We start from the raw sequence: 23,167 nt of genomic DNA on the forward strand, positions 1-23,167 counted from the left end.
CCTGATGAAGAACTCTCTGTTCAGACGCTTTCTGCAGCCGGCTGGCGACGACTGGCGAGCCACTCCAAGCCAAGCACCAGCGCTATACCGGCGATCGCCAGAACAACGGCCAATACGAATTGCGGATCCTGCCCGGTGAGCTCGCCATAGGCGCCCGGAAACAGGTTCTGTTCCAGCACGGGCGTACGCTCGCCGTGCGAATTGGTGCGCCAGGTCAGCGTTTCCTTCCACGGCCAAACCTTGTTCAGCGAACCCAGCATCAGCCCGGTGAGAAAGGCCAGCGTCAGATCGCGCCAGCGATGCAGCGTCCAGTGAAGCAGTTTGGCGAAGCTGAGCAGCCCCAGTGCACAGCCGACCGCAAACACGACCAGCACGGCGATGTCGAAGCTCTTTACCGCGGCCAGTACCGTCGGATAGAGACCGAGAAGCACCAGCACGAAGCTGCCGGAGATACCCGGCAAGATCATCGCGCAGATGGCGATGGCTCCGGCGAAAAACAGGCTCAGACTATCGGTTCCCCACTGCATCGGCGCCGCCACGGTGATCCAGTAGGCGAAGGCGATACCCAGCACGAAGCTGATGCCGCTCGACAGGTTGCGTTGACGGATTTCCCGAGCGACCAAGTGTACCGAGACCAGAATCAGGCCGAAAAAGAACGACCACACCGGAATCGGATGCTGCTCCAGGAGATAGGTAATCAAGCGGGCCAGACTGAAGACGCTGGTGAGGATACCGGCCAGCAGAGTTATCAGAAACCCGGCGTTGGCGATTTTCCAGGCCTCGCCCACACGGCCATGCAGCAACGAACCCAGCGCCCGGGGAAATGCCGCGATGGAACGCAGCAATTCGTCATAGATGCCAGTAATGAACGCGACAGTCCCGCCGGATACGCCGGGCACCACATCCGCCGCACCCATCGCCATGCCCTTGGCGTACAGCAACAAAGCGTCTTTCATGCTTCCTTCCACTGATGATCAAACAACCGGTCCATTGAGCAGCGGCACGAAGCGTACGGAATCCAGAAGGCGGCGCGAAAAGCCGGTTTCCTCACGAACGATCAGCATCAGTTGCTGAACCTCGCCGGCCCCGACCGGAATCACCAGACGCCCACCGGGCGCCAGTTGATCGAGCAGGGCCTGCGGTACCTCGGCAGCCGCCGCAGTAACGATGATGCCATTGTAGGGCGCCAGCGCAGGCCAGCCCTCCCAGCCATCACCCCAGCGAAAGACCACGTTACGCAGCTTGAGTTCGGCCAGACGCTCCTTGGCACGTTCCTGCAGCGCCTGGATGCGCTCCACGGAAAACACCCGCTCGACCAGCTGCGCCAACACCGCGGTCTGGTAACCCGAGCCGGTGCCGATCTCCAGCACCTTGTCCAGCGGGCCGTCGGCCAGCAGCAGCTCGCTCATGTGGGCGACCATGAACGGCTGCGAAATCGTCTGGTTGTGCCCGATGGGCAGCGCAGTGTCCTCGTAGGCCCGGTGCGCCAGTGCTTCGTCGACGAACAGATGCCGTGGCGTGCGACGGATCACTTCGAGCACATGAGGATTGGACAGCCCCTCCTCGTACAACCGCTGGATCAACCGATCGCGGGTGCGCTGCGAGGTCATGCCGGTACCGTGTCGCATCAGATCGCCCGATCCGCGATGACTCACAGCAGATCCTCCAGCCAGCGATCAAGGCCCAGGAATGCCTCGCGGAACGTGCGATCCAGCTGCAGCGGCGTGATCGACACGTAACCCTGCATCACGGCATGGAAGTCCGTGCCAGGTCCACCATCCTCGACGTCTCCGGCGACCGAAATCCAATAGCCTTCCTTGCCACGCGGGTTGGCTTGCTTGACCGGCGGCTTGGCGCGGCTGCGATGCCCAAGACGGGTCAGGCGGATACCGCGAATGTGATCCAGCGGGAGGTTCGGCACGTTCACACTGAGCACCGTACGCGGCGGCAGATCGAGCTGATCGTGTTTCTCGACCAGCGTTCGGGCGATGGCGGCAGCAGTCGGCAGGTTTTCCGGCGAACGGGAAACCAGCGAGAAAGCGAATGCCGGGCGCCCCGTGAAACGCCCTTCGATGGCCGCCGCGACGGTGCCCGAATAAAGCACGTCGTCGCCCAGGTTGGCGCCCAGGTTGATACCCGAGACAACCATGTCCGGCGTTTCGGCCAGCAGGCCGTTGAGCCCGAGGTGCACACAATCGGTGGGCGAGCCGTTCAGGCCGATGAAGCCGTTGGGCATGCTCACGGGGTGCAGCGGGCGATCCAGGGTGAGTGCGCTGCTGGCACCGCTCATGTCTTGGATCGGGGCAACCACCCGGCACTCGGCATAGTCGGCCAGCGCGTCATAAAGCGCGGCGAGCCCGGGCGCATGCACCCCGTCGTCGTTGGCGATCAGAATACGCATCAGATGTCCGTCTGCCCTGCCAGGTTGACCAACTCGCGCACCACAGCGGTGGCGAAACATCCGGTCGGCAGGACGAATTCCAGTTGCAGAATGTCAGGCTCGGGATAATGCCACGACAAACCCCCGATGGGGAGGCGAAGAATGCGCCGTTCGTGCTTCATGCCAGCATCTGCGAGCCACTTGGCGATCGCCGGCTCGCTGACCGCAATCCGCTGTTCCAGCGCATGGACATCGCCGGCCGCCGGCGATTCACCAGCGCCCCACAGCGGCCCGGTGGGATGCAGATCGAGAATCGTCAGCCGCGGATCGTCACATTCGGCCTCGCCCGCCGGAAAAAAGCTGCGGCTATCGGTGAACGCCAGCAGATCACCCACCTGTGCGCGATCCCAGGTTGCCGCAGCGACCCGCTCGGCCAGAACGCGGTTGAACAGGTAACTGCGGCCGGCCGAGAGCAACCGCGAACGCAGGTTGCGCTGCGCCGGCAGTTCCCCTCGGCCGGCGAATTCGCGGGCGCCGTGCACATTGCCACCTTCGTGGCCAAAACGCTGCAGACCGAAATAGTTGGGTACGCCGAGATTCCGGATACGCTCCAGACGGGCGTCAAGCGCTGCACGCTCGCCGCGCAGCTCCGTCAGGCGCAGGGTGAAACCGTTGGCCGAATGGGCACCGCGCTGCAATTTGCGCTGGTGACGGCTGCGCTGGAGGATCTTCAGACTTTCGTTCTCCGCAGCCGCCAGCTCCGGGTCGCTCTTGCCTGGCAGGTGCAGGCTGAACCACTGGCGGGTCAGCGCCTGACGATCCTTCAGCCCCGCGTAACTGACCATCTTCAGCGGCACCCCGGCGGCGCGCGCGATGCGTCGGGCGGCTTCCTCGGTGTTGAGGTTGCGCTTTTCCACCCACAGCCACAGGTGCTCGCCTTCACCGGACAAGGCGATGTCCAGCACCTCGTCGACCTGAAAGTCCTCGGCCACGGCCTTCAGCACCGCGCTGCCGCAAGGCTCGCCATGCGCCCGTGGCCCCAGCAGCTGGTCCTCGGTCATGCGCGTACCAGCAGGGCGACCGCATGCACCGCGATCCCCTCCTCGCGCCCGACGAAACCAAGCTTCTCCGTGGTGGTGGCCTTGACGTTGACCTGATCCAGCGCCACCTGCAGATCGGCGGCGATCAGCTCGCGCATGCGCTCGATGTGCGGCGCCATCTTCGGCGCCTGCGCAATGATGGTGGTATCGACGTTGCCGACCGTCCAGCCCTTGGCTTTCACCTGCTCGAGCACATGACGCAACAGCACGCGGCTGTCGGCGCCCTTGAACTGCGGATCGGTGTCCGGGAAATGCTTGCCAATGTCACCGAGCGCCGCCGCGCCGAGCAGTGCATCGCTCAAGGCATGCAGCAGCACGTCACCATCGGAATGCGCCAGCAACCCGAAGCGATGCGCAATCCGCACACCGCCGAGCGTGATGAAATCGCCCTCACCGAAGCGGTGTACGTCATAACCGTGGCCGATACGCATATGAGAAATACCTTCGAAAAAACGCAGGCGGCCGATTCTACAGGACCCCGTTGCGTCCGGATGACAAAGAGCCGCTGAGCTATCGATATCGGCGATAAGCATCATCAACCGGATCGATCATATATCGGCAAATCACGATATATAGTTCGCCTCATTCCGATATACCTTTCAACGGAACCAATATGCCGGACGACCTCGACGACATCATCAAAGCGCTCGCCCACCCGCTGCGCCGCGACATTCTGCGCTGGCTAAAGGAGCCGCACCTGCATTTCGCCGAACAGCATCATTCGCTGGAGAACGGCGTCTGCGCCGGGCAGATCGATCAACGGGCCGGGCTGTCGCAGTCAACGGTGTCAGCGCACCTGGCAACGCTGCAGAAGGCCGGCCTGATCAGCAGCCAGAAGGTCGGCCAGTGGCACTTCTTCAAGCGCAACGAGGCCGTGATCCAGGCCTTCGTCGAACGCATCGGCCAGTCACTCTGAAGCTTTTAATCCTCCCACTGCACAGGAGCGGTATCGCTATGCCCACTCTCTTCGACCCGATCAAGATCGGCGATCTGGAACTCACCAACCGCATCATCATGGCGCCTCTGACCCGTTGCCGTGCCGAGCCTGGCCGCGTCCCCGGCGCGCTGATGGCCGAGTACTACGCTCAGCGCGCCGATGCCGGCTTGATCATCAGCGAAGCCACTTCGGTCACGCCGATGGGGGTCGGCTACCCGGACACGCCCGGCATCTGGTCAGCCGAGCAGGTGCAAGGCTGGAAGAAGATCACCGACGCCGTGCATGCCAAGGGCGGCAAGATCGTGTTGCAGCTCTGGCACGTCGGGCGCATCTCCGATCCGCTGTACCTCGACGGCCAGTTGCCGGTCGCCCCAAGCGCCATCAAGCCGGCCGGTCACGTCAGCCTGGTGCGCCCGATGAAGGACTACGAGACGCCGCGCGCGCTGGAAACCAGCGAGATCCCGGCCATCGTCGAGGCTTACCGCAAGGGTGCCGAGAATGCCAAGGAGGCTGGTTTCGACGGCGTGGAAATCCACGGCGCCAACGGCTATCTGCTCGACCAGTTCCTGCAGGACAGCACCAACCAGCGCACCGATGCTTACGGTGGCTCGCTGGAAAACCGTGCGCGACTGATGCTTGAAGTGACCGACACCGCCATCAGCGTCTGGGGCGCCGGCCGGGTCGGCGTACACCTGGCGCCGCGCGCCGATTCGCATGACATGGGCGACTCCAATCGCGCCGAAACCTTCGGCTACGTTGCCCGTGAACTGGGCAAGCGCGGCGTCGCGTTCATCTGCACCCGCGAATACGCCGGCGAAGACAGCCTCGGCCCGCAGCTGAAGCAGATATTCGGTGGCGTGTACATCGCCAACGAGCGTTTCACCAGGGAACAGGGCAATGCCTGGCTGGCAGAAGGCAAGGCCGATGCGGTCGCCTTCGGCATTCCGTACATCGCCAATCCTGATCTGGTCGAGCGTCTGCGCCAGGATGCACCGCTGAACGCACCCAAGCCCGAGCTGTTCTACGGCCAGGGTCCGGTCGGCTACACCGATTATCCGTCGCTCTAAGCTCCGGCGATGGAAAGGCCCGGCCGGAAACTCCGACCGGGCCTTTTTTGTGCCCGTCTTCGGCGTTCATCCTTCCGGGCCGTCCTGAGTGTGTTCAACGCATCCCGGCGTAGCATGCGGAAGCTCGATTGAGCCGGCGCGTGGATGAGGCTGCGCCGTCATCCACCCTACGCGTTCAGCGCCTCGGCGTGATGGCGCAGATGGTCCTCGATGAAGCTGGCGATGAAGTAGTAGCTGTGGTCATAACCCGGCTGGATGCGCAGCGTCAGCGGATGCCCGGCAGCCCTGGCGGCGGCATCGAGCGCCCGAGGCTTCAACTGGCCATCCATGAAGTCGTCACGATCGCCCTGATCCACCAGAATCGGCAGCTTCTCACTCGCCTCGGCCAGCAGCGCACAGGCATCCCATTCCCGCCAGCGTGAGCGATCCTCGCCCAGGTAACGACTAAACGCCTTCTCACCCCACGGACAGTCCAGCGGATTGCTGATCGGCGCGAACGCCGACAGCGACTGGTAACGCCCCGGGTTCTTCAACGCGCAGATCAGCGCGCCGTGCCCGCCCATCGAGTGCCCGCTGATGCCTCGGCGATCGGAAACCGGGAAGTTCGCCTCGACCAGCATCGGCAGCTCGTGCACCACATAGTCGTACATGCGGTAATGCTGCGCCCAGGGCTGCTCGGTCGCGTTGAGATAGAAGCCGGCGCCCAGGCCGAAATCCCAGGCGCCGTCGGGGTCGTCCGGCACGTCCGCACCGCGCGGGCTGGTATCCGGCGCAACGATGATCAACCCAAGCTCGGCAGCCAGGCGCTGTGCACCGGCCTTCTGCATGAAGTTTTCATCGGTGCAGGTCAGCCCCGACAACCAGTACAGCACAGGCAGCCGAGCACCCTGCTCGGCCTGCGGCGGCAGGTACACGGCGAACACCATGTCGCAGTTCAGGCTGCTGGAACGATGACGGTAACGCTTGTTCCAGCCACCGAAACTCTTGTTGCTGGAAACGATTTCTAGAGTCATGGACGTGCCTCGCGCAGGGTGAAAAAACCGCAAGGTGTTTTCCACCGATCAAGGTGGATAAGCCGTGCGGCGGCGTTATCCACCCTACGGGTCAGAAATGGATGACGGTGCGGATGCTCTTGCCTTCGTGCATCAGGTCAAAAGCCTTGTTGATGTCGTCCAGCCCCATGGTGTGCGTAATGAAGGTATCCAGCGGGATTTCGCCGGCCTGCGATTTTTCGACGTAGCTGGGCAGCTCGGTGCGCCCCTTCACGCCGCCGAACGCCGAGCCGCGCCACACGCGCCCGGTCACCAGCTGGAACGGACGGGTGCTGATTTCCGCACCCGCCGGAGCTACGCCGATGATGGTCGACTCGCCCCAGCCCTTGTGGCAGCACTCCAGCGCCGCGCGCATCAGCTGGACATTGCCGATGCACTCGAAGCTGTAATCCACGCCGCCGTCGGTCATTTCGACGATCACGTCCTGGATCGGCTTGGCGTGGTCCTTCGGGTTGACGAAGTCGGTGAGCCCCAGTTCGCGCGCCACGGCTTCCTTGGCCGGATTGATGTCGATGCCGATGATGCGGCTGGCCTTGGCCATCTTCGCGCCGATGATCGCCGCCAGGCCGATGCCACCCAGACCGAAGATCGCCACGGTCGAGCCTTCGGTGACCTTGGCGGTGTTGAGCACCGCGCCGATGCCAGTGGTCACGCCACAGCCGAGCAGGCAGACCTTCTCCAGCGGCGCCTCCTTGGGGATCACCGCCACCGAGACTTCCGGCAGCACGGTGTACTCGGAGAAGGTCGAGCAGCCCATGTAGTGGTAGACCGGCTGCCCCTGGTAGCTGAAGCGCGTGGTGCCGTCCGGCATCAGGCCCTTGCCCTGGGTGGCGCGCACCGCGCTGCACAGGTTGGTCTTGCCGGATTTGCAGAACTTGCACTCGCGACATTCGGCGGTATAGAGCGGAATCACATGATCGCCAACAGCCACGGAAGTCACGCCCTCGCCGACCGCCTCAACGATGCCGCCGCCTTCGTGACCCAGGATGCAGGGGAAGACGCCTTCGGAGTCCTGCCCGGACAAGGTGTAGGCGTCGGTGTGGCAGACGCCGCTGGCAACGATGCGTACCAGTACCTCACCAGCCTTGGGCGGGGCGACATCTACCTCGACGATCTGCAGAGGCTGGTTCGGGCCGAAGGCCACGGCGGCGCGCGATTTGATTGTCATGACGGGACTCTCGATGTGACATGGAAAGCCGAGAGTGTAATTGAGCGGCAAATTGGTTTAATCAGGCTTTCCTGGAAAACATTATTGCCAATCAGGGACAATTGACCGCCACGCAATAAGAGAGAGATCAAACGATGAGTCGCTGGGAAGGCCTGGACGAATTCGTCGCCGTAGCCGAATGCGGCAGCTTCATGCGTGCCGCCGAGCATCTGCGCGTCTCGTCTTCGCATGTCAGCCGGCAGGTCGCCCGCCTGGAGGAGCGACTGCAGGCACGCCTGCTCTACCGCACCACGCGGCGGGTGTCGCTGACCGAGGCGGGCCACACCTTCTTCGCGCGCTGCCAGCGGCTGATCGAGGAGCGCGACGAGGCCTTCCTGGCGATCAGCGACCTGCACGCCGCGCCCACCGGGCTGCTGCGCATGACCGCGGCAGTGGCCTACGGCGAGCGCTTCATCGTGCCGCTGGTCAACGAATTCATGGCGCAGCACCCGCAACTGCGTGTCGAGATCGAGCTGTCCAACCGCACGCTGGATCTGGTGCAGGAAGGTTATGACCTGGCGATCCGCCTGGGCCGTCTCGGCGAGTCGCGGCTGGTCGCCACCCGCATCGCGCCGCGCGCGATGTATCTGTGCGCGGCGCCATCCTACCTGGAGCGCTACGGGCGACCGCACACGCTGTCGGAACTGGGCCGACACAACTGCCTGATCGGCACCGGCGACACCTGGACCTTCCAGATCGACGGCCGCGAACAGCACTTCAAACCGAGCGGCAACTGGCGCTGCAACAGCGGCCAGGCCGTGCTGGACGCTGCGCTGCGCGGCTTCGGCCTCTGCCAACTGCCCGACTACTACGTGCAGGAACCGCTGCGCCACGGTGAGTTGGTTTCGCTGCTGGAGGCCAATCAGCCGCCGGACACCGCCGTGTGGGCCGTCTACCCGCAACGGCGTTATCCGCTACCGAAGGTGCGTTTGCTCATCGAGGCGCTGAAGACCGGCCTAGCACAGCGCCCCGAATATGCCGGAACACCGCTCTAGAACGCGTACTCAATGATCGCCTCAGACGGGCTGACGAGCTGGACGCCTGGGCACGGAGGTTGAAGTCGTCATCGTGCCGTCGACCACCAGCGATGCGGCGGCGCGCTATCGCTATCCAGCGGTAGCGGGCAGAGAGGTCTAGCGGTTGTCAGGCGTTTTGGCCTGCCAGCGCTGCTGCAGCCAGAGCAGGTCCTCCGGCCTGGTGACTTTCAGGTTATCCGCTCGCCCTTCCACCATGCGCGGCGCAAGGCCCGCCCACTCCAGCGCCGAGGCCTCGTCGGTGACGTTGACACCGCTGTGCAGCGCCCTCTCCAGCGCGTCGCGCAGCAGGCCAAGACGGAACATCTGCGGCGTGTATGCCTGCCAGATCACACTGCGATCCACCGTTTCCAGCACGCGCCCATCGGGGCCGACACGCTTAAGCGTATCGCGCGCCGGGACACCCAGAAGTCCACCGACGGCATCGTCGCCAAGCTCGGCCAACAGCGTGTTCAGGTCTTCGCGCGTCAGGTTGGGGCGCGCCGCATCGTGCACCAGCACCCAGTCCTGGTCCTGCGCACCCAGCTCGCCAAGTCGCCGCAGACCATTGAGCACCGAGTCACAGCGCTCGCGCCCGCCGGCGGCGCGCTGCACGCGTTCATCGCGGGCACAGGCGAGGTCCGGCCAGTACGGATCGGCGTCGGCCAGGCTCACCACCAGTCCGCGCAATCCTGGATGATCGAGAAAGCAGTCGAGGGTGTGTTCGATAATGCAGCGCCCACCGAGCGGCAGGTACTGCTTGGGGCGATCGGCCCGCATGCGGCTGCCCACGCCAGCGGCCGGTATCACCACCCAGAAGTCGGGCAATGCGCAGCTCATTCGGTCAACTGATAGAGGGTCTCGCCCTCTTTGACCATGCCCAGTTCCTGGCGCGCTCGCTCCTCGACCGTCTCCATGCCGGCTTTCAGCTCCAGCACTTCCGCCTCGAGGATACGGTTACGTTCAAGAAGGCGCTCGTTCTCGCCCTTCTGCTCGGCGATCTGTTTGTTCAGGCTGCTGATCTGCGCAAGGCTGCCCTCGCCTACCCACAGACGATATTGCAAACCGCCCAGCAATAGGATCAGCACGACGAACAACCAGTAGGGACGGCGCATAGCAGGCATGAAACGAACTTCGGCGGTTTTCAGTAGGGAAAGATGGCGAGCGCACCGCTGGCGGCCCGAGTGACTTCCGCAGCGTTAAGCATCGAGCCGATTGAAACAAAAAAGGGCGACTTGCGCCGCCCTTTTTTAAATGCCGCAACTCAGCCGCGGAATTCGGCACGGCCCTTGTATGGTGCCTTGCCGGCCAGCTGCTCTTCGATACGCAGCAGCTGGTTGTACTTGGACACGCGGTCGGAACGGCACAGCGAGCCGGTCTTGATCTGACCGGCGGCGGTACCCACGGCCAGGTCGGCGATGGTGCTGTCTTCGGTTTCGCCGGAGCGGTGCGAGATCACCGCAGTGTAGCCGGCGGCCTTGGCCATCTGGATGGCTTCCAGCGTCTCGGTCAGCGAGCCGATCTGGTTGAACTTGATCAGGATCGAGTTGGCGATGCCCTTGTCGATGCCTTCCTTGAGGATCTTGGTGTTGGTGACGAACAGGTCGTCGCCGACCAGCTGCACCTTCTCGCCGATCTTGTCGGTCAGTGCCTTCCAGCCAGCCCAGTCGGACTCGTCCATGCCATCTTCGATCGAAATGATCGGATAGCGCTGAGTCAGACCAGCCAGGTAATCCGCGAAGCCGGCGGCGTCGAATGCCTTGCCTTCGCCGGCCAGGTCGTACTTGCCGTCCTTGAAGAACTCGCTGGATGCGCAGTCCAGAGCCAGGGTCACGTCGCTGCCCAGCTTGTAGCCGGCCTTCGCGACCGCCTCGGCGATGGCCGCCAGGGCGTCTTCGTTGGAGGCCAGGTTCGGCGCGAAGCCACCTTCATCCCCCACGGCGGTATTCAGGCCACGGGCTTTCAGCACGGCTTTCAGGTGATGGAAGATCTCGGCGCCCATACGCAGGGCGTCGGCGAAGGTCTTGGCGCCGACTGGCTGGACCATGAATTCCTGGATGTCGACGTTGTTATCGGCGTGCTCGCCGCCGTTGATGATGTTCATCATCGGCACCGGCATGGAGTACTGGCCGGGGGTGCCGTTCAGGTCGGCGATGTGCGCGTACAGCGGCACGCCCTTGGCCTGGGCAGCAGCCTTGGCAGCGGCCAGGGACACGGCGAGGATGGCGTTGGCGCCCAGCTTGGCCTTGTTCTCGGTACCGTCCAGCTCGATCATCGCCTGATCCAGGCCCTTCTGATCGACCGGATCCTTGCCCAGCAGCAGATCGCGGATCGGCCCGTTGACGTTGGCCACGGCGTTCAGCACGCCCTTGCCCAGGTAGCGGCTCTTGTCACCGTCGCGCAGCTCGAGGGCCTCGCGCGAGCCGGTGGAAGCACCGGACGGTGCACAAGCACTGCCGATGATGCCGTTATCGAGGATCACGTCGGCTTCCACGGTCGGATTGCCGCGGGAGTCGAGGACTTCACGACCCTTGATGTCGATGATCTTTGCCATTGTTATTAACACTCCATGAGATAGCTGCAAGGCTTTCAAGCAGTTTCGATTGGCGGAAAACTCTTGACCAGATCATCCAGCTGCTTGAGCTGGGTGAGGAAAGGTTCCAGCTTGTTCAGGCGCAGCGCGCAGGGACCGTCGCACTTGGCGTTGTCCGGATCCGGATGAGCTTCCAGGAACAGTCCGGCCAGTCCTTGGGACAGCCCCGCCTTGGCCAGGTCGGTAACCTGAGCGCGGCGCCCACCGGCCGAATCGGCGCGACCACCCGGCATCTGCAGCGCATGGGTGACGTCGAAGAACACCGGATACTCGAACGACTTCATGATGCCGAAGCCGAGCATGTCGACGACCAGATTGTTGTAGCCGAAGGACGAGCCGCGTTCGCAGAGGATCAGCTGATCGTTACCGGCTTCCTCGCACTTCTTCAGGATGTGCTTCATTTCCTGTGGCGCGAGGAACTGCGCTTTCTTGATATTGATTACCGCGCCGGTCTTGGCCATCGCCACCACCAGATCGGTCTGCCGCGAGAGGAAGGCCGGCAGCTGGATGATGTCGCAGACCTCGGCCACCGGAGCGGCCTGGAATGGCTCGTGCACATCGGTGATCACCGGCACGCCGAAGGTCTTCTTCACTTCCTCGAAGATCTTCATGCCCTCGTCCAGACCCGGGCCGCGGAACGAGGTGATCGAGGAACGGTTGGCCTTGTCGAAGCTGGCCTTGAACACGTAGGGAATGCCGAGCTTCTCGGTGACCCGCACGTACTCCTCGCAGGCCGTCATGGCCAGGTCGCGCGATTCGAGCACGTTGATACCGCCGAACAGCACGAACGGCTTGTCGTTGGCGATCTCGATACTGCCTACGCGGATGGTTTTCTGGGTCATGCCTTGCTCGCTTTGTAGTCCAGCGCCGCATTGACGAAACCGCTAAACAGCGGATGGCCGTCACGCGGGGTGGAGGTGAACTCCGGGTGGAACTGGCAGGCGACGAACCATGGGTGATCCGGCGCCTCGACCACTTCCACCAGCGCACCGTCGCCGGAGCGGCCGGTAATTTTCAGACCCGCGGCCTGCAGTTGCGGCAGCAGGTTGTTGTTGACTTCGTAGCGATGGCGATGGCGCTCGACGATGCGCTCCTGGTCATAGCATTCGAATACCTTCGAACCCGGCTCCAGACCGCACTCCTGCGCACCCAGACGCATGGTGCCGCCGAGGTCGGAGGAGTCGGAGCGTTTTTCTACCGCACCGCTGGCGTCTTCCCATTCGGTGATCAGCCCCACCACCGGGTGAGCGCTGTTCTTGTCGAACTCGGTGGAATTGGCGTCCGTCCAGCCCAGCACATCACGCGCGAACTCGATGACCGCTACCTGCATGCCGAGGCAGATACCCAAGTACGGAATCTTGTTCTCGCGGGCGTATTTGACCGTGGTGATCTTGCCTTCCACGCCACGCAGGCCGAAACCGCCGGGTACGAGGATGGCATCCACCCCGTCGAGCAAGCCGGTGCCCTGGTTCTCGATGTCTTCGGAGTCGATATAGCGCAGGTTCACTTTGGTACGGCTCTGAATGCCGGCGTGGCTCATGGCCTCGATCAGAGATTTGTAGGCATCGAGAAGTTCCATGTACTTGCCGACCATGGCGATGGTGACTTCCTTCTCTGGATGCAGCTTGGCATCAACCACGCGGTCCCATTCGGAGAGATCGGCACCGCCGCACTTGAGATCGAAGCGCTCGACGACGTAATCATCCAGGCCCTGCGCATGCAGGATGCCCGGAATCTTGTAGATGGTGTCGGCGTCCGGCAGGCTGATCACCGCGCGCTCTTCGACGTTGGTGAACAGGGCTATCTTGCGCCGCGAGGAGACATCGATGGCGCGATCGGAACGGCAGACCAGCACATCCGGCTGCAGGCCGATGGAGCGCAGCTCCTTCACCGAGTGCTGAGTCGGTTTGGTCTTGGTTTCGCCGGCGGTGGCGATATACGGCACCAGCGTCAGATGCATCAGCATGGCGCGCTTGGCGCCGACTTCCACACGCAGCTGGCGAATCGCCTCGAGGAACGGTTGCGACTCGATATCGCCGACGGTGCCGCCGACTTCCACCAGCGCCACGTCGGCATCACCAGCGCCCTTGATGATGCGGCGCTTGATCTCGTCGGTGATATGCGGAATGACCTGAATGGTCGCGCCCAGGTAATCACCGCGGCGCTCGCGGCGCAGCACGTCTTCGTAGACGCGACCGGTGGTGAAGTTGTTGTTCTGGGTCATGCGGGTGCGGATGAACCGCTCGTAGTGCCCCAGGTCCAGGTCGGTCTCGGCGCCGTCGTGGGTGACGAACACTTCACCGTGCTGGAACGGGCTCATGGTGCCTGGATCGACGTTGATGTAAGGGTCCAGCTTGAGCATCGTGACCTTCAGGCCCCGCGCCTCCAGGATGGCCGCCAATGAAGCCGAAGCGATGCCTTTCCCCAATGAAGAAACAACACCACCCGTGACGAAGATGTAGCGCGTCATGAAAAACCCTAGAAGTCTGCGTTAAGCGGCCAGCGCCGCCGGGGGAAAGCGAAGATGCCATTGCGCACCAGGCGGCAATAGCGCAACTGCCACGGATTCGAAGAAACCGCAGAAGCTGTATTGAGACGGGAGCGTAGTCTACTGGAAAGCACCTACTAGCTCAAACCTGCGTCGGCCGGCGGCGGCTGCCAGTCGATCGTCAGCGGCAGCGCGCACAGGCCGGGCAGATTGGCCACACCGACCAGCTGGCCATCGGCGTAGAGCAATGGCAGGCGCGCTCTGGCGAACCGCGGCACCCCCGCCTCGTTGAGCAAACGCTTGAGATCGCGGCTACCCCGCCCCGGCACCTGCAGCACTTCACCACCCTGCCGGTAGCGCACCTCGTAACGCGCCGGCGCGGCGGCGCCGGCAATCTGCACCGAACCGTTGTCAGGCAACTGCAGCGCCTGATTAGGATCATTCCAGGCAACCGGACCGACCACCGGGCGCAACCAGCGCCCCGACAGCCACCACAGGCGATCGCCACAGCGGTGCAGTTCGCCCGCGGCCAACCGCCACACGGGCGTCGAATCGGCGGCAGCGGCGCACAGCGACTCCCAACCTTTCCAATGCTCGCTGTCAGGCAATGCGGTAAACGGTGCCAGCCAGTGGCGCAATGCATTGCGCTGCCGGGCGGGACTGAGCGACAGCATGGGCGCGAGCGCCAGGCTCGGCACCGGCAGCCAGGCGTAAGCGCCGGGTGACGCCATCATCGCAACATCCATCTCCGCCAGCTCGTCCAGCAACGCCTGCGCTTCTGCCATGTGCGCCGCTGTGCGCGCCAGTGTCGTTGCCGTCTGCGGCCAACGTTGCGCAAGCACCGGCATCACCTGATGACGGAGATAGTTACGTGAGAACTCGAGGCTGTCATTGCTGGGATCCTCGACCCAGGTCAGCCCCAGGCGTCGCGCATGAGCCTCCAGCTCGCCCCTGCTGACATCAAGCAGCGGCCGCACCAGCCAACCGCGACCGAGCCTGCGCCTGGCAGGCATGGCAGCCAGCCCGCGCACACCGGCACCACGCAACAGGCGGAACAACAGCGTTTCGGCCTGATCGTCGCGGTGCTGCGCGGTCAGCAGCACTTCGCCGTCCTCGAGGCGCAGTTCAATGGCGGCGTAGCGTGCTTGCCGCGCCGCCTGCTCCAGGCTGCTCCCCGCCTCGACCTGCACGCGCACCACCTCAAGCGGAACCCCAAGCGCCGTGCAGACGCGCCGACAGTGCTCGGGCCATGCATCGGCCGCAGACTGCAAGCCATGATGAACATGGATCGCCCGCAACGGGGGGAGCGCTTCGCGCCGGGCAAGATCGACCAAGAGCTGCAGCAGCACCGTGGAGTCGAGCCCACCGGAGAACGCCACGCACCAACGCGGCGCATGACGGACGCAACTCAACGCAGACGACAAACGGGCTTCAAGAGACATATCGATCACGGCGCAACATCAGAGAGCGCAATGCCCCAAATGAAAACGGACAGGGCACATTAGTGCACCTGTCCGTTCGTGTCGCATGGATGGCAGCGCGATCAGGCGATGCCGTAGCTCATCAGACGCTCGTAACGACGCACCAGCAGCTTGTCGGTGTCCAGCGACTTGAGCATATCGAGCTGCTTGATCAGCTCCTGGCTCATCGAAGCCGCCATCGCCGCCGGATTGCGATGCGCGCCGCCGAGCGGCTCAGGAATCACCTTGTCGACGATACCGAGATCCTTCAGACGCTCGGCAGTCACACCCATCGCCTCAGCCGCCTCCGGCGCTTTCTCGGCGGTGCGCCAGAGAATCGAGGCGCAGCCTTCCGGCGAGATCACCGCGTAGGTGGAATATTGCAACATGTTCAGCTGGTCGCAGACGCCGATGGCCAGCGCACCGCCGGAACCGCCCTCGCCAATGACTGTCGCGATGATCGGCGTCTTCAGGCGCGCCATCACACGCAGGTTCCAGGCAATGGCCTCGCTCTGGTTGCGCTCCTCGGCATCGATGCCCGGATAGGCGCCGGGAGTGTCGATGAAGGTCAGAATCGGCAACTTGAAGCGCTCGGCCATTTCCATCAGGCGGCAAGCCTTGCGATAGCCCTCCGGACGCGGCATGCCGAAGTTGCGGCGCACCTTCTCGCGGACTTCACGACCCTTCTGGTGACCGATCACCATGACCGGCTGGCCGTTCAGGCGGGCCGTGCCACCGACGATGGCAGCGTCATCGGAGAAATGGCGATCTCCGTGCAGCTCTTCGAACTCGGTGAACAGATGATTGATGTAATCCAGCGTGTAGGGACGCTGCGGGTGGCGGGCCAGGCGGGCGATCTGCCAGCTGGTCAGATTGCCGAAAATGCTTTCGGTGAGCGATTCGCTCTTGTCCTGCAGGCGGGCAATCTCGTCGCCGATGTTCAGCGAGTTATCGTTGCCGACCAGGCGCAACTCTTCGATCTTGGCTTGCAGGTCGGCAATCGGCTGTTCGAAATCGAGAAAATTCGGGTTCATAGGCATCCGTCATGCGTCGACGGCCAGGCGGCCGGGAGGCTGTTCCGTTTTTTGCGCCATACCTTACGGGAGCGGCGCTTCGAGGTCGAACAAAAATTGTTCGGAACCATGACCCGATCGAGACCGGGCCGTTCTGGCACTACGCGGGCAGTGCCAAGGGATCAGGGTGCTCGGTAGCGACCACCCGTCATCGGTATTGCAGGAAGACGTTGTCGCGTCCGAACTGGTCACGCAACGCCTGAATCAAGTTGTCTGCCGGATCGATCCGCCAGTTCTCGCCGAACTGCAGCAACGCACGCGCGTCGGCCCCGGTGTATTCAAGCGTAATAGGACAGGCGCCACGATGCCGCCCGAATACATCGGCAAGCCAGCGCATCCGATCACCTTTGAGCGCGTCGCTGGCGACCTTCACCCGCAGGCTTTCGGCCAACCCGGTACGCGCCTCCTCCAGGCTCATCACCCGCTTGGCGCGCAGGCGCAGGCCGCCGGAAAAGTCATCGTTGCTGACTTCGCCTTCAACCACCACCAGCGCATCGGTCTGTAGCAGCGCCTGAGCGGTGTTGAAGGCTTCGGCGAACAGCGACGCCTCGATGCGTCCGGAGCGGTCATCGAGGGTGATGAAGCCCATCTTGTCGCCCTTTTTGTTCTTCATCACCCGCAGATTGACGATCAGCCCGGCCACGGTCTGGGTATCGCGCGCCGGCCGCAGGTCGACAATGCGCTGCCGGGCGAAGCGCCGCACCTCGCCCTCGTACTCGTCGATGGGATGGCCCGTGAGATACAACCCGAGGGTATCTTTCTCACCCTTCAAACGCTCCTTGAGCGACAGCTCACGCGCCTTGCGATGATTGGCATAGACATCTGCCTCAGGTTCGGCGAACAGCCCGCCGAACAGGTCCATGTGGCCGCTTTCCTCGCTGCGTGCCGTCTGTTCGGCGGCCTGCACCGCCTCTTCCATCGCCGCCAGCAGCACCGCACGATTACGGTCGATGTTGGCTTGGTAGGCCTTGGCTTCCTCGTGGAAGTAGGGTCCAAGGCGATCCAGCGCGCCGGAACGGATCAGCGCCTCCAGCGTGCGCTTGTTGATGCGCTTCAGGTCCACGCGACTGCAGAAATCGAACAAGTCCTTGAACGGCCCGCCTGCCGCGCGGCATTCGGCAATCGCCTCGACCGGACCTTCGCCGACGCCCTTGACCGCGCCCAGACCGTAGACGATGCGGCCATCGTCGTTGACGGTGAACTTGAACTCGGAGACGTTCACATCGGGCGGATCGATGCGCAGCTTCATGCTGCGGCACTCCTCGATGAGGATCACCACCTTGTCGGTGTTGTGCATATCCGCCGAGAGCACTGCGGCCATGAATGGCGAGGGGTAATGCGCCTTGAGCCAGGCGGTCTGGTACGAGACCAGGCCGTAGGCGGCCGAGTGCGATTTGTTGAAACCGTAGCCGGCGAATTTCTCCACCAGATCGAAGATGTTGCCTGCCAGTTCCGCATCGATACCGTTATTAGCGCAGCCCTCGATGAAGCCGCCGCGCTGCTTGGCCATTTCTTCCGGCTTCTTCTTGCCCATCGCCCGACGCAGCATGTCGGCGCCGCCGAGGGTGTAACCAGCCATCACCTGGGCGATCTGCATCACCTGTTCCTGGTACAGGATGATACCGTAGGTGGGCTTGAGCACCGGCTCGAGGCCGGCGTACTGGTAGTCAGGGTGCGGGTAGGAGACCTCGGCACGACCGTGCTTGCGGTTGATGAAGTCATCCACCATGCCCGACTGCAGCGGGCCGGGGCGGAACAACGCCACCAGTGCGATGAGGTCTTCCAGGCAGTCGGGCTTGAGCTTCTTGATCAGCTCCTTCATGCCGCGCGATTCGAGCTGGAACACGGCCGTAGTCTCGGCCTTCTGCAACAGCTGGTAGGTGGGCTTGTCATCCAGCGGGATGAAATCGATATTGACCGGCTCCAGCCCCTTCTTGGCCTGCTCGCGGTTGATGGTCTCCAGCGCCCATTTGATGATGGTCAGGGTGCGCAGACCGAGGAAGTCGAACTTCACCAGGCCAGCCTGCTCGACGTCGTCCTTGTCGAACTGGGTCACCAGGCCGCCGCCCTCCTCGTCACAGGCGATCGGCGCAAAATCCGTGAGTTTGGTCGGCGCGATAACCACACCGCCGGCGTGCTTGCCGGTGCCGCGGGTGATGCCTTCGAGCTTGAGCGCCATGTCCCAGATTTCCCGGGCATCCTCGTCGACGGCGAGGAAATCGCGCAGCGGCTCCTCCATCTCGTAGGCCTTTTCCAGAGTCATGCCGACTTCGAAGGGAATCATCTTCGACAAGCGATCGGCCAGACCATAGGACTTGCCCTGCACTCGCGCGACGTCGCGCACCACTGCCTTGGCCGCCATCGAACCGAAGGTGATGATCTGACTCACCGCGTTGCGCCCATAGGCCTCGGCCACGTAGTCGATCACCCGGTCGCGGCCGTCCATGCAGAAGTCGACGTCGAAGTCGGGCATCGAGATCCGCTCGGGGTTGAGGAAGCGCTCGAACAGCAGGTCGTAGGCCAGCGGGTCGAGATCGGTGATCTTCAGCACGTAGGCGACCAGCGAGCCGGCGCCCGACCCCCGGCCAGGGCCCACCGGCACGCCGTTGTTCTTCGCCCACTTGATGAAGTCCATCACGATCAGGAAGTACCCGGGGAAGCCCATCTGGATGATGGTGCCCAGCTCGAACTCGAGGCGGTCGATGTACACCTGCTTCTTCGCCGCGTAATCGGGCGTGTCCTTGGGCAGCAGCACTTCCAGACGCTCTTCCAGCCCCTCGTACGAGACCTGGCGCAGGTAGTCGTCAATGGTCATCCCGGCGGGCACCGGGAAGTTGGGTAGGAAGTAGGTGCCCAGCTGCACCTCAATGTTGCAGCGTTTGGCAATTTCGACGGTGTTTTCCAGCGCCTCCGGCAGATCGGCGAACAGCTCGGCCATCTCCTCGGGGGTCTTCAGGTACTGCTGGTCGGAATAGTTGCGTGGGCGGCGCGGGTCATCGAGGGTGCGCCCCTCGCCGATGCAGACTCGCGTCTCATGAGCCTCGAAATCCTCCTGCCGGAGGAAGCGCACGTCATTGGTCGCCACCAGCGGCGCGCCACAGCGTTCGGCAAGCGCCACCGCGGCATGGAGATACTCTTCATCGTTGACGCGACTGGTGCGCTGCACTTCCAGGTAGAAGCGCTCGGCGAACACCGCACTCCATTCCTGCAGCAACGCCTCGGCCAGCCCTTCGTCAGCATTGAGCAGGGCCTGGCCGATCTCCCCTTCCTTGGCTCCTGACAGTGCGATCAAACCTTCGGCCGCGTTCTTGACCCAGTCGCGCTCGATGACAACCAGATCGTTGCGCTGGCCTTCGGTCCAGCCGCGGGACACCAGCTCGGTGAGGTTGCGATAGCCCTTGGCGTTCATCGCCAGCAAGGTCAGCCGACTGAGCGGACCATCCTCCTCGCGACTGGCCAGCCAGATGTCGGCGCCGCAGATGGGCTTGATCCCGCCCCCCTGCGCCGCCTTGTAGAACTTGACCAGCGAACACATGTTGCTCTGATCCGTCACCGCCACAGCGGGCATTCCGGCACCGGCGACCGCCTTGGTCAGTGGCTTGACGCGCACCAGACCGTCGACCAGCGAGAACTCGGTATGCAGGCGAAGATGGACGAACGAAACGGACATGAACGAATCCCGGTAGCGGCGGTGACAAGCCGGCGATTGTAACGGAAAGCCGGTCAACGGACCGCGGAATGGCACCAGAAGGCGCTGTGACAGTCGGCGATCAGCTGACCAGTTCGCCAACCGCCCCGGCGGTGCATGTGAGTGCGGCTCGCTCAAGGAGCACGCGCACTGGCGCGAAGGAGCGCCGATGGATGGGCGTCGGCCCGAGGCTTTCCAACGCCTGGAGGTGCGCCGGAGTCGGGTACCCCTTGTGGCCGGCCAGTCCGTAGCCTGGGTAAACCAGATCCAGCGCCTGCATTTCCCGGTCGCGGCTGACCTTCGCAAGAATCGAGGCAGCAGCGATCGCCGGCACGCTGGCATCGCCCTGCACCACCGCCGCGCTGGGCACCGACAGAACCGGACAGCGGTTGCCATCGATCAGCGCCAGTCGCGGCAACACACTGAGCCCTTCTACCGCTCGCTGCATGGCCAGCATGGTGGCGTGCAGAATGTTCAGTCGATCGATCTCTTCCACCTCGGCGCGAGCGATGCACCATGCCAGCGCCTTTTCCTGAATCTCGTCGAACAGCACCTCACGCCGGGCTTCGCTGAGTTTCTTCGAATCATTGAGCCCCTGAATCGGTCGCAACGGATCGAGAATCACCGCCGCCGTGACCACCGGACCGCACAGTGGACCACGGCCGACTTCGTCCACGCCAGCGACCAGCTCCTGCACCAGATCGAAATCGAGCCCTAACTGCATCAGCCTTGCCCGATCAGGCCAAGCACCGCGTCCGCCGCCTGGCTGGAGGCCTCGCAGCGCAGGGTGCGGTGGATTCGGTCAAAGTCCTCGGTCTGCACATCACCGTTGTCGAGCAGCGGCGACAGCGCCTGGGCCAGCGCCTCGGGGGTCGCTGCCTCCTGCAGTAGCTCAGGTACCAACAGGCGCTGCGCCAGCAGATTAGGCAAGGCCACGTACGGGCTTCTCACCAAGCGTTTGAGAATGCGGAAAGTCAACGGTGCAACACTGTAGGCGACGACCATTGGCCGTTTGAACAGCAAGGCCTCCAGCGTTGCCGTACCCGAAGCGATCAGCACAGCATCGCACGCTGCCAGCGCTTCGTGAGAGCGCCCATCCACCAGGGTCAGCGGCAGGTCGCGCCCGGCCAACATGGCCTCCAGTTGCGTACGACGCTCAGGGCTGGCGCATGGCAGCACAAAATGCACGCCTGGCCGCATCGCACGCAGGCGCTCGGCCGCAGCCAGGAACAACTCGCCGAGACGCGCCACTTCGCCGCCCCGGCTTCCCGGCAGCAAGGCAACAACCATTCCCTGCGCGGGCAGACCGAGGGCCTGGCGCGCTGGTTCACGCTCGGTTTGCAGCGGAATCGTGTCGGCCAGCGGATGCCCGACGAAGCGCACCGGAACCCGGTGTTCCTCATAAAACTTCGCTTCGAATGGAAACAACGTCAGCATGAGGTCGCAGGCATCGCGAATCTTGAAGACCCGCTTCTGCCGCCAGGCCCACACCGAGGGGCTAACGTAGTGAACGGTGCGGATACCCGCACGGCGCAGCCTGAGTTCGAGATCCAGATTGAAGTCCGGCGCATCGATACCGATGAACACATCCGGCCGCGCCTCGAGCAGATCGCGCAACAGCTGCCGGCGTCGCGCCAGCAACTCGGGAAGCCGCCCCAGCACCTCAACGAGTCCCATTACCGCCAGACGCTCAAGCGGGAAGTACGACCTCAGGCCTTCGGCTTCCATCCGCGCGCCACCGACACCGATGAACTGCACATCGGGATGGCGCGCCTTGAGCGCCTGCATCAATCCGGCGCCGAGAATGTCGCCGGACGATTCACCGGCTACCAGCGCAACCTTCAGCGGCGCGCGCATATCAGCGGGTAATACCGCGGGTCGAGGCCTGGATGGAGTCACGGAACATCGCCACCTCCGCGAATGTCTGGGCGTCCTCCGCCAGCTCCGCCAGCGCCGCCTCGACAGTCAGTCCCTTGCGGTAAACAACCTTGTAAGCACAGCGCAGCGCATGAATGGCTTCATCGCTGAAGCCACGCCGGCGCATGCCCTCGAAATTCATGCTGCGTGCCTCGGCGGGGTTGCCGAACACGGTGACGAACGCCGGCACGTCCTTACCAATGGCGGTTCCCATGCCGGAAAAGCTGTGCGCGCCGATATGGCAGAACTGATGCACCAAGGTGTAGCCAGAGAGGATGGCCCAGTCACCAACGTGAACGTGGCCCGCCAGGGCCGTGTTGTTGACCAGGATGCAGTGATTGCCGATCACGCTGTCGTGGCCGATGTGCGCGTAGGCCATGATCAGGTTGTGATCACCGAGCGTGGTCTCGGAACGATCCTGTACGGTGCCACGATGGATCGTCACGCCTTCGCGGATCACGTTGTGATCGCCGATCACCAGCCGAGTCGGCTCACCCTTGTACTTGAGATCCGGCGTGTCCTCGCCGACCGAGGAAAACTGGAAGATCCGGTTGTGCCGGCCGATCACGGTCGGCCCCTTGATGACCACGTGCGACGCGATCACCGTTCCCTCACCAATTTCGACATTCGGCCCGATGATCGACCACGGTCCGACCTGGACGTCATCCGCCAGTCTGGCCGTGGGATCGACGATGGCGCGAGGGTCGATCAAAGTCATAGTTCGCGTTCCGCACAGATGATTTCTGCCGAGCAAACCGCCTTGCCATCGACGCTGGCCTGGCACTCGAACTTCCAGATGCCACGCTTGACCCCGAGGAACTTCGCCTCGAGTACCAGCTGGTCGCCCGGCAGCACCGGCTGGCGAAAGCGCAGCTTGTCGGAACCGACGAAGTAGTACAAGGTCCCATCCGAAGGCGTCGCCCCCATCATCTTGAAGCCCAGCAGACCAGCGGCCTGCGCCATCGCCTCGATGATCAGCACGCCCGGCATGATCGGATGCTGCGGGAAGTGGCCATTGAAGAACGGCTCGTTGATGGTCACGTTCTTGTATGCGCGAATGCGCTTGGCGTCCGTGTCCAGCTCGACCACACGGTCTACCAGCAGAAACGGGTAGCGGTGAGGCAGGTATTCGCGAATCTCGTTGATATCCATCATGTCAGCAAAAAGCCCGTAAATGAGTATGGGAGCCGCC

General features: G+C 63.4%; 22 protein-coding genes. 3 read left to right on the top strand and 19 right to left on the bottom strand.

The genetic code is table 11. The annotated features are described in order from the left end of the window. Positions 1–20: 20 nt before the first annotated feature. The 5 genes from NAV27_RS17725 to ispF are packed head-to-tail and all read right to left on the bottom strand — an operon-like array spanning position 21 to position 3,911. The gene (locus tag NAV27_RS17725; protein WP_102829479.1) at positions 21–956 is read right to left on the bottom strand and encodes a polyprenyl-phosphate transporter; all 936 of its coding nucleotides are present in this window, start codon (positions 954–956) and stop codon (positions 21–23) included. Positions 957–974: 18 nt separating this feature from the next. After that, the gene (locus tag NAV27_RS17730) at positions 975–1,610 is read right to left on the bottom strand and encodes a protein-L-isoaspartate(D-aspartate) O-methyltransferase (RefSeq protein ID WP_008566909.1); all 636 of its coding nucleotides are present in this window, start codon (positions 1,608–1,610) and stop codon (positions 975–977) included. A 41-nt stretch (positions 1,611–1,651) separates the two neighbouring features. After that, positions 1,652–2,401 (bottom strand): 5'/3'-nucleotidase SurE, encoded by a 750-nt coding sequence (surE, locus tag NAV27_RS17735; RefSeq protein ID WP_102829478.1) that lies wholly within the window; start codon positions 2,399–2,401, stop codon positions 1,652–1,654. After that, the gene (gene truD / locus NAV27_RS17740) at positions 2,401–3,441 is read right to left on the bottom strand and encodes a tRNA pseudouridine(13) synthase TruD (RefSeq protein ID WP_102829477.1); all 1,041 of its coding nucleotides are present in this window, start codon (positions 3,439–3,441) and stop codon (positions 2,401–2,403) included. The genes surE and truD overlap by 1 nt, the downstream gene beginning before the upstream one ends. Further along, positions 3,438–3,911, bottom strand: coding sequence for a 2-C-methyl-D-erythritol 2,4-cyclodiphosphate synthase (ispF, locus tag NAV27_RS17745; protein ID WP_054095303.1), 474 nt, complete (start codon positions 3,909–3,911; stop codon positions 3,438–3,440). Before ispF ends, truD begins: the two co-directional genes overlap by 4 nt. 182 nt (positions 3,912–4,093) lie before the next feature. Here ispF and NAV27_RS17750 point away from each other — a divergent pair, with 182 nt between their 5' ends. Both NAV27_RS17750 and NAV27_RS17755 read left to right on the top strand, forming a co-directional pair. Further along, a complete protein-coding gene (locus NAV27_RS17750; RefSeq protein WP_003290692.1) occupies positions 4,094–4,396 on the top strand; it encodes an ArsR/SmtB family transcription factor in 303 nt (100 codons plus the stop codon). Positions 4,397–4,434: 38 nt separating this feature from the next. Continuing rightward, entirely contained in the window at positions 4,435–5,484 is a 1,050-nt protein-coding gene (locus NAV27_RS17755) for an alkene reductase (protein ID WP_102829476.1), read from the top strand. Between the two features lie 167 nt (positions 5,485–5,651). Here the strand turns inward: NAV27_RS17755 and fghA are convergent, their stop codons facing one another. Together fghA and NAV27_RS17765 are read right to left on the bottom strand one after the other, a co-directional pair. Continuing rightward, positions 5,652–6,497, bottom strand: a complete 846-nt coding sequence (gene fghA / locus NAV27_RS17760; protein WP_102829475.1) for an S-formylglutathione hydrolase — start codon at positions 6,495–6,497, stop codon at positions 5,652–5,654. A gap of 91 nt (positions 6,498–6,588) precedes the next feature. Further along, entirely contained in the window at positions 6,589–7,704 is a 1,116-nt protein-coding gene (locus NAV27_RS17765; RefSeq protein WP_102829474.1) for an S-(hydroxymethyl)glutathione dehydrogenase/class III alcohol dehydrogenase, read from the bottom strand. A gap of 134 nt (positions 7,705–7,838) precedes the next feature. Here NAV27_RS17765 and NAV27_RS17770 point away from each other — a divergent pair, with 134 nt between their 5' ends. Then, entirely contained in the window at positions 7,839–8,738 is a 900-nt protein-coding gene (locus tag NAV27_RS17770; RefSeq protein WP_008566901.1) for a LysR substrate-binding domain-containing protein, read from the top strand. Positions 8,739–8,876: 138 nt separating this feature from the next. Here the strand turns inward: NAV27_RS17770 and ispD are convergent, their stop codons facing one another. The 12 genes from ispD to fabZ all read right to left on the bottom strand — a co-directional run bounded on the left by ispD (position 8,877) and on the right by fabZ (position 23,130). After that, positions 8,877–9,596 carry a 2-C-methyl-D-erythritol 4-phosphate cytidylyltransferase gene (gene ispD / locus NAV27_RS17775; RefSeq protein ID WP_037019255.1) on the bottom strand — a complete coding sequence of 240 codons (720 nt, stop codon included), beginning with the start codon at positions 9,594–9,596 and terminating at the stop codon, positions 8,877–8,879. Further along, positions 9,593–9,871, bottom strand: coding sequence for a cell division protein FtsB (gene ftsB, locus NAV27_RS17780; protein ID WP_008566898.1), 279 nt, complete (start codon positions 9,869–9,871; stop codon positions 9,593–9,595). Before ftsB ends, ispD begins: the two co-directional genes overlap by 4 nt. A gap of 149 nt (positions 9,872–10,020) precedes the next feature. Beyond that, on the bottom strand, positions 10,021–11,310 hold the full coding sequence (eno, locus tag NAV27_RS17785; RefSeq protein ID WP_008566897.1) for a phosphopyruvate hydratase: 1,290 nt from the start codon (positions 11,308–11,310) through the stop codon (positions 10,021–10,023). Between the two features lie 35 nt (positions 11,311–11,345). Continuing rightward, on the bottom strand, positions 11,346–12,191 hold the full coding sequence (kdsA, locus tag NAV27_RS17790) for a 3-deoxy-8-phosphooctulonate synthase (RefSeq protein WP_102829473.1): 846 nt from the start codon (positions 12,189–12,191) through the stop codon (positions 11,346–11,348). After that, positions 12,188–13,819, bottom strand: coding sequence for a CTP synthase (gene pyrG / locus NAV27_RS17795; protein WP_102829472.1), 1,632 nt, complete (start codon positions 13,817–13,819; stop codon positions 12,188–12,190). The genes kdsA and pyrG overlap by 4 nt, the downstream gene beginning before the upstream one ends. Before the next feature lie 155 nt (positions 13,820–13,974). Further along, entirely contained in the window at positions 13,975–15,279 is a 1,305-nt protein-coding gene (gene tilS / locus NAV27_RS17800; RefSeq protein ID WP_102829471.1) for a tRNA lysidine(34) synthetase TilS, read from the bottom strand. A gap of 101 nt (positions 15,280–15,380) precedes the next feature. Next, on the bottom strand, positions 15,381–16,331 hold the full coding sequence (locus tag NAV27_RS17805; RefSeq protein ID WP_102829470.1) for an acetyl-CoA carboxylase carboxyltransferase subunit alpha: 951 nt from the start codon (positions 16,329–16,331) through the stop codon (positions 15,381–15,383). A 187-nt stretch (positions 16,332–16,518) separates the two neighbouring features. Next, complete coding sequence (gene dnaE / locus NAV27_RS17810) at positions 16,519–20,040, bottom strand: DNA polymerase III subunit alpha (RefSeq protein ID WP_102829469.1); 3,522 nt, start codon at positions 20,038–20,040, stop codon at positions 16,519–16,521. Between the two features lie 100 nt (positions 20,041–20,140). After that, positions 20,141–20,782, bottom strand: coding sequence for a ribonuclease HII (gene rnhB / locus NAV27_RS17815; RefSeq protein ID WP_008566891.1), 642 nt, complete (start codon positions 20,780–20,782; stop codon positions 20,141–20,143). Continuing rightward, positions 20,782–21,915 carry a lipid-A-disaccharide synthase gene (gene lpxB / locus NAV27_RS17820; RefSeq protein ID WP_102829468.1) on the bottom strand — a complete coding sequence of 378 codons (1,134 nt, stop codon included), beginning with the start codon at positions 21,913–21,915 and terminating at the stop codon, positions 20,782–20,784. The genes rnhB and lpxB overlap by 1 nt, the downstream gene beginning before the upstream one ends. A gap of 1 nt (position 21,916) precedes the next feature. Then, positions 21,917–22,693, bottom strand: coding sequence for an acyl-ACP--UDP-N-acetylglucosamine O-acyltransferase (gene lpxA, locus NAV27_RS17825; RefSeq protein ID WP_102829467.1), 777 nt, complete (start codon positions 22,691–22,693; stop codon positions 21,917–21,919). Then, positions 22,690–23,130 (bottom strand): 3-hydroxyacyl-ACP dehydratase FabZ, encoded by a 441-nt coding sequence (gene fabZ / locus NAV27_RS17830; protein ID WP_008566888.1) that lies wholly within the window; start codon positions 23,128–23,130, stop codon positions 22,690–22,692. The genes lpxA and fabZ overlap by 4 nt, the downstream gene beginning before the upstream one ends. Positions 23,131–23,167: the final 37 nt, after the last annotated feature.

Source organism: Stutzerimonas degradans, assembly GCF_024448505.1.
GTDB lineage: Bacteria > Pseudomonadota > Gammaproteobacteria > Pseudomonadales > Pseudomonadaceae > Stutzerimonas > Stutzerimonas degradans.

What these genes read in the sequence shown, in the direction of transcription:
- NAV27_RS17725 (WP_102829479.1), bottom strand. Translation starts at nt 956, where the DNA reads ATGAAAGACGCTTTGTTGCTGTACGCCAAGGGCATGGCGATGGGTGCG.
- NAV27_RS17730 (WP_008566909.1), bottom strand. Translation starts at nt 1,610, where the DNA reads ATGACCTCGCAGCGCACCCGCGATCGGTTGATCCAGCGGTTGTACGAG.
- surE (WP_102829478.1), bottom strand. Translation starts at nt 2,401, where the DNA reads ATGCGTATTCTGATCGCCAACGACGACGGGGTGCATGCGCCCGGGCTC.
- truD (WP_102829477.1), bottom strand. Translation starts at nt 3,441, where the DNA reads ATGACCGAGGACCAGCTGCTGGGGCCACGGGCGCATGGCGAGCCTTGC.
- ispF (WP_054095303.1), bottom strand. Translation starts at nt 3,911, where the DNA reads ATGCGTATCGGCCACGGTTATGACGTACACCGCTTCGGTGAGGGCGAT.
- NAV27_RS17750 (WP_003290692.1), top strand. Translation starts at nt 4,094, where the DNA reads ATGCCGGACGACCTCGACGACATCATCAAAGCGCTCGCCCACCCGCTG.
- NAV27_RS17755 (WP_102829476.1), top strand. Translation starts at nt 4,435, where the DNA reads ATGCCCACTCTCTTCGACCCGATCAAGATCGGCGATCTGGAACTCACC.
- fghA (WP_102829475.1), bottom strand. Translation starts at nt 6,497, where the DNA reads ATGACTCTAGAAATCGTTTCCAGCAACAAGAGTTTCGGTGGCTGGAAC.
- NAV27_RS17765 (WP_102829474.1), bottom strand. Translation starts at nt 7,704, where the DNA reads ATGACAATCAAATCGCGCGCCGCCGTGGCCTTCGGCCCGAACCAGCCT.
- NAV27_RS17770 (WP_008566901.1), top strand. Translation starts at nt 7,839, where the DNA reads ATGAGTCGCTGGGAAGGCCTGGACGAATTCGTCGCCGTAGCCGAATGC.
- ispD (WP_037019255.1), bottom strand. Translation starts at nt 9,596, where the DNA reads ATGAGCTGCGCATTGCCCGACTTCTGGGTGGTGATACCGGCCGCTGGC.
- ftsB (WP_008566898.1), bottom strand. Translation starts at nt 9,871, where the DNA reads ATGCGCCGTCCCTACTGGTTGTTCGTCGTGCTGATCCTATTGCTGGGC.
- eno (WP_008566897.1), bottom strand. Translation starts at nt 11,310, where the DNA reads ATGGCAAAGATCATCGACATCAAGGGTCGTGAAGTCCTCGACTCCCGC.
- kdsA (WP_102829473.1), bottom strand. Translation starts at nt 12,191, where the DNA reads ATGACCCAGAAAACCATCCGCGTAGGCAGTATCGAGATCGCCAACGAC.
- pyrG (WP_102829472.1), bottom strand. Translation starts at nt 13,819, where the DNA reads ATGACGCGCTACATCTTCGTCACGGGTGGTGTTGTTTCTTCATTGGGG.
- tilS (WP_102829471.1), bottom strand. Translation starts at nt 15,279, where the DNA reads ATGTCTCTTGAAGCCCGTTTGTCGTCTGCGTTGAGTTGCGTCCGTCAT.
- NAV27_RS17805 (WP_102829470.1), bottom strand. Translation starts at nt 16,331, where the DNA reads ATGAACCCGAATTTTCTCGATTTCGAACAGCCGATTGCCGACCTGCAA.
- dnaE (WP_102829469.1), bottom strand. Translation starts at nt 20,040, where the DNA reads ATGTCCGTTTCGTTCGTCCATCTTCGCCTGCATACCGAGTTCTCGCTG.
- rnhB (WP_008566891.1), bottom strand. Translation starts at nt 20,782, where the DNA reads ATGCAGTTAGGGCTCGATTTCGATCTGGTGCAGGAGCTGGTCGCTGGC.
- lpxB (WP_102829468.1), bottom strand. Translation starts at nt 21,915, where the DNA reads ATGCGCGCGCCGCTGAAGGTTGCGCTGGTAGCCGGTGAATCGTCCGGC.
- lpxA (WP_102829467.1), bottom strand. Translation starts at nt 22,693, where the DNA reads ATGACTTTGATCGACCCTCGCGCCATCGTCGATCCCACGGCCAGACTG.
- fabZ (WP_008566888.1), bottom strand. Translation starts at nt 23,130, where the DNA reads ATGATGGATATCAACGAGATTCGCGAATACCTGCCTCACCGCTACCCG.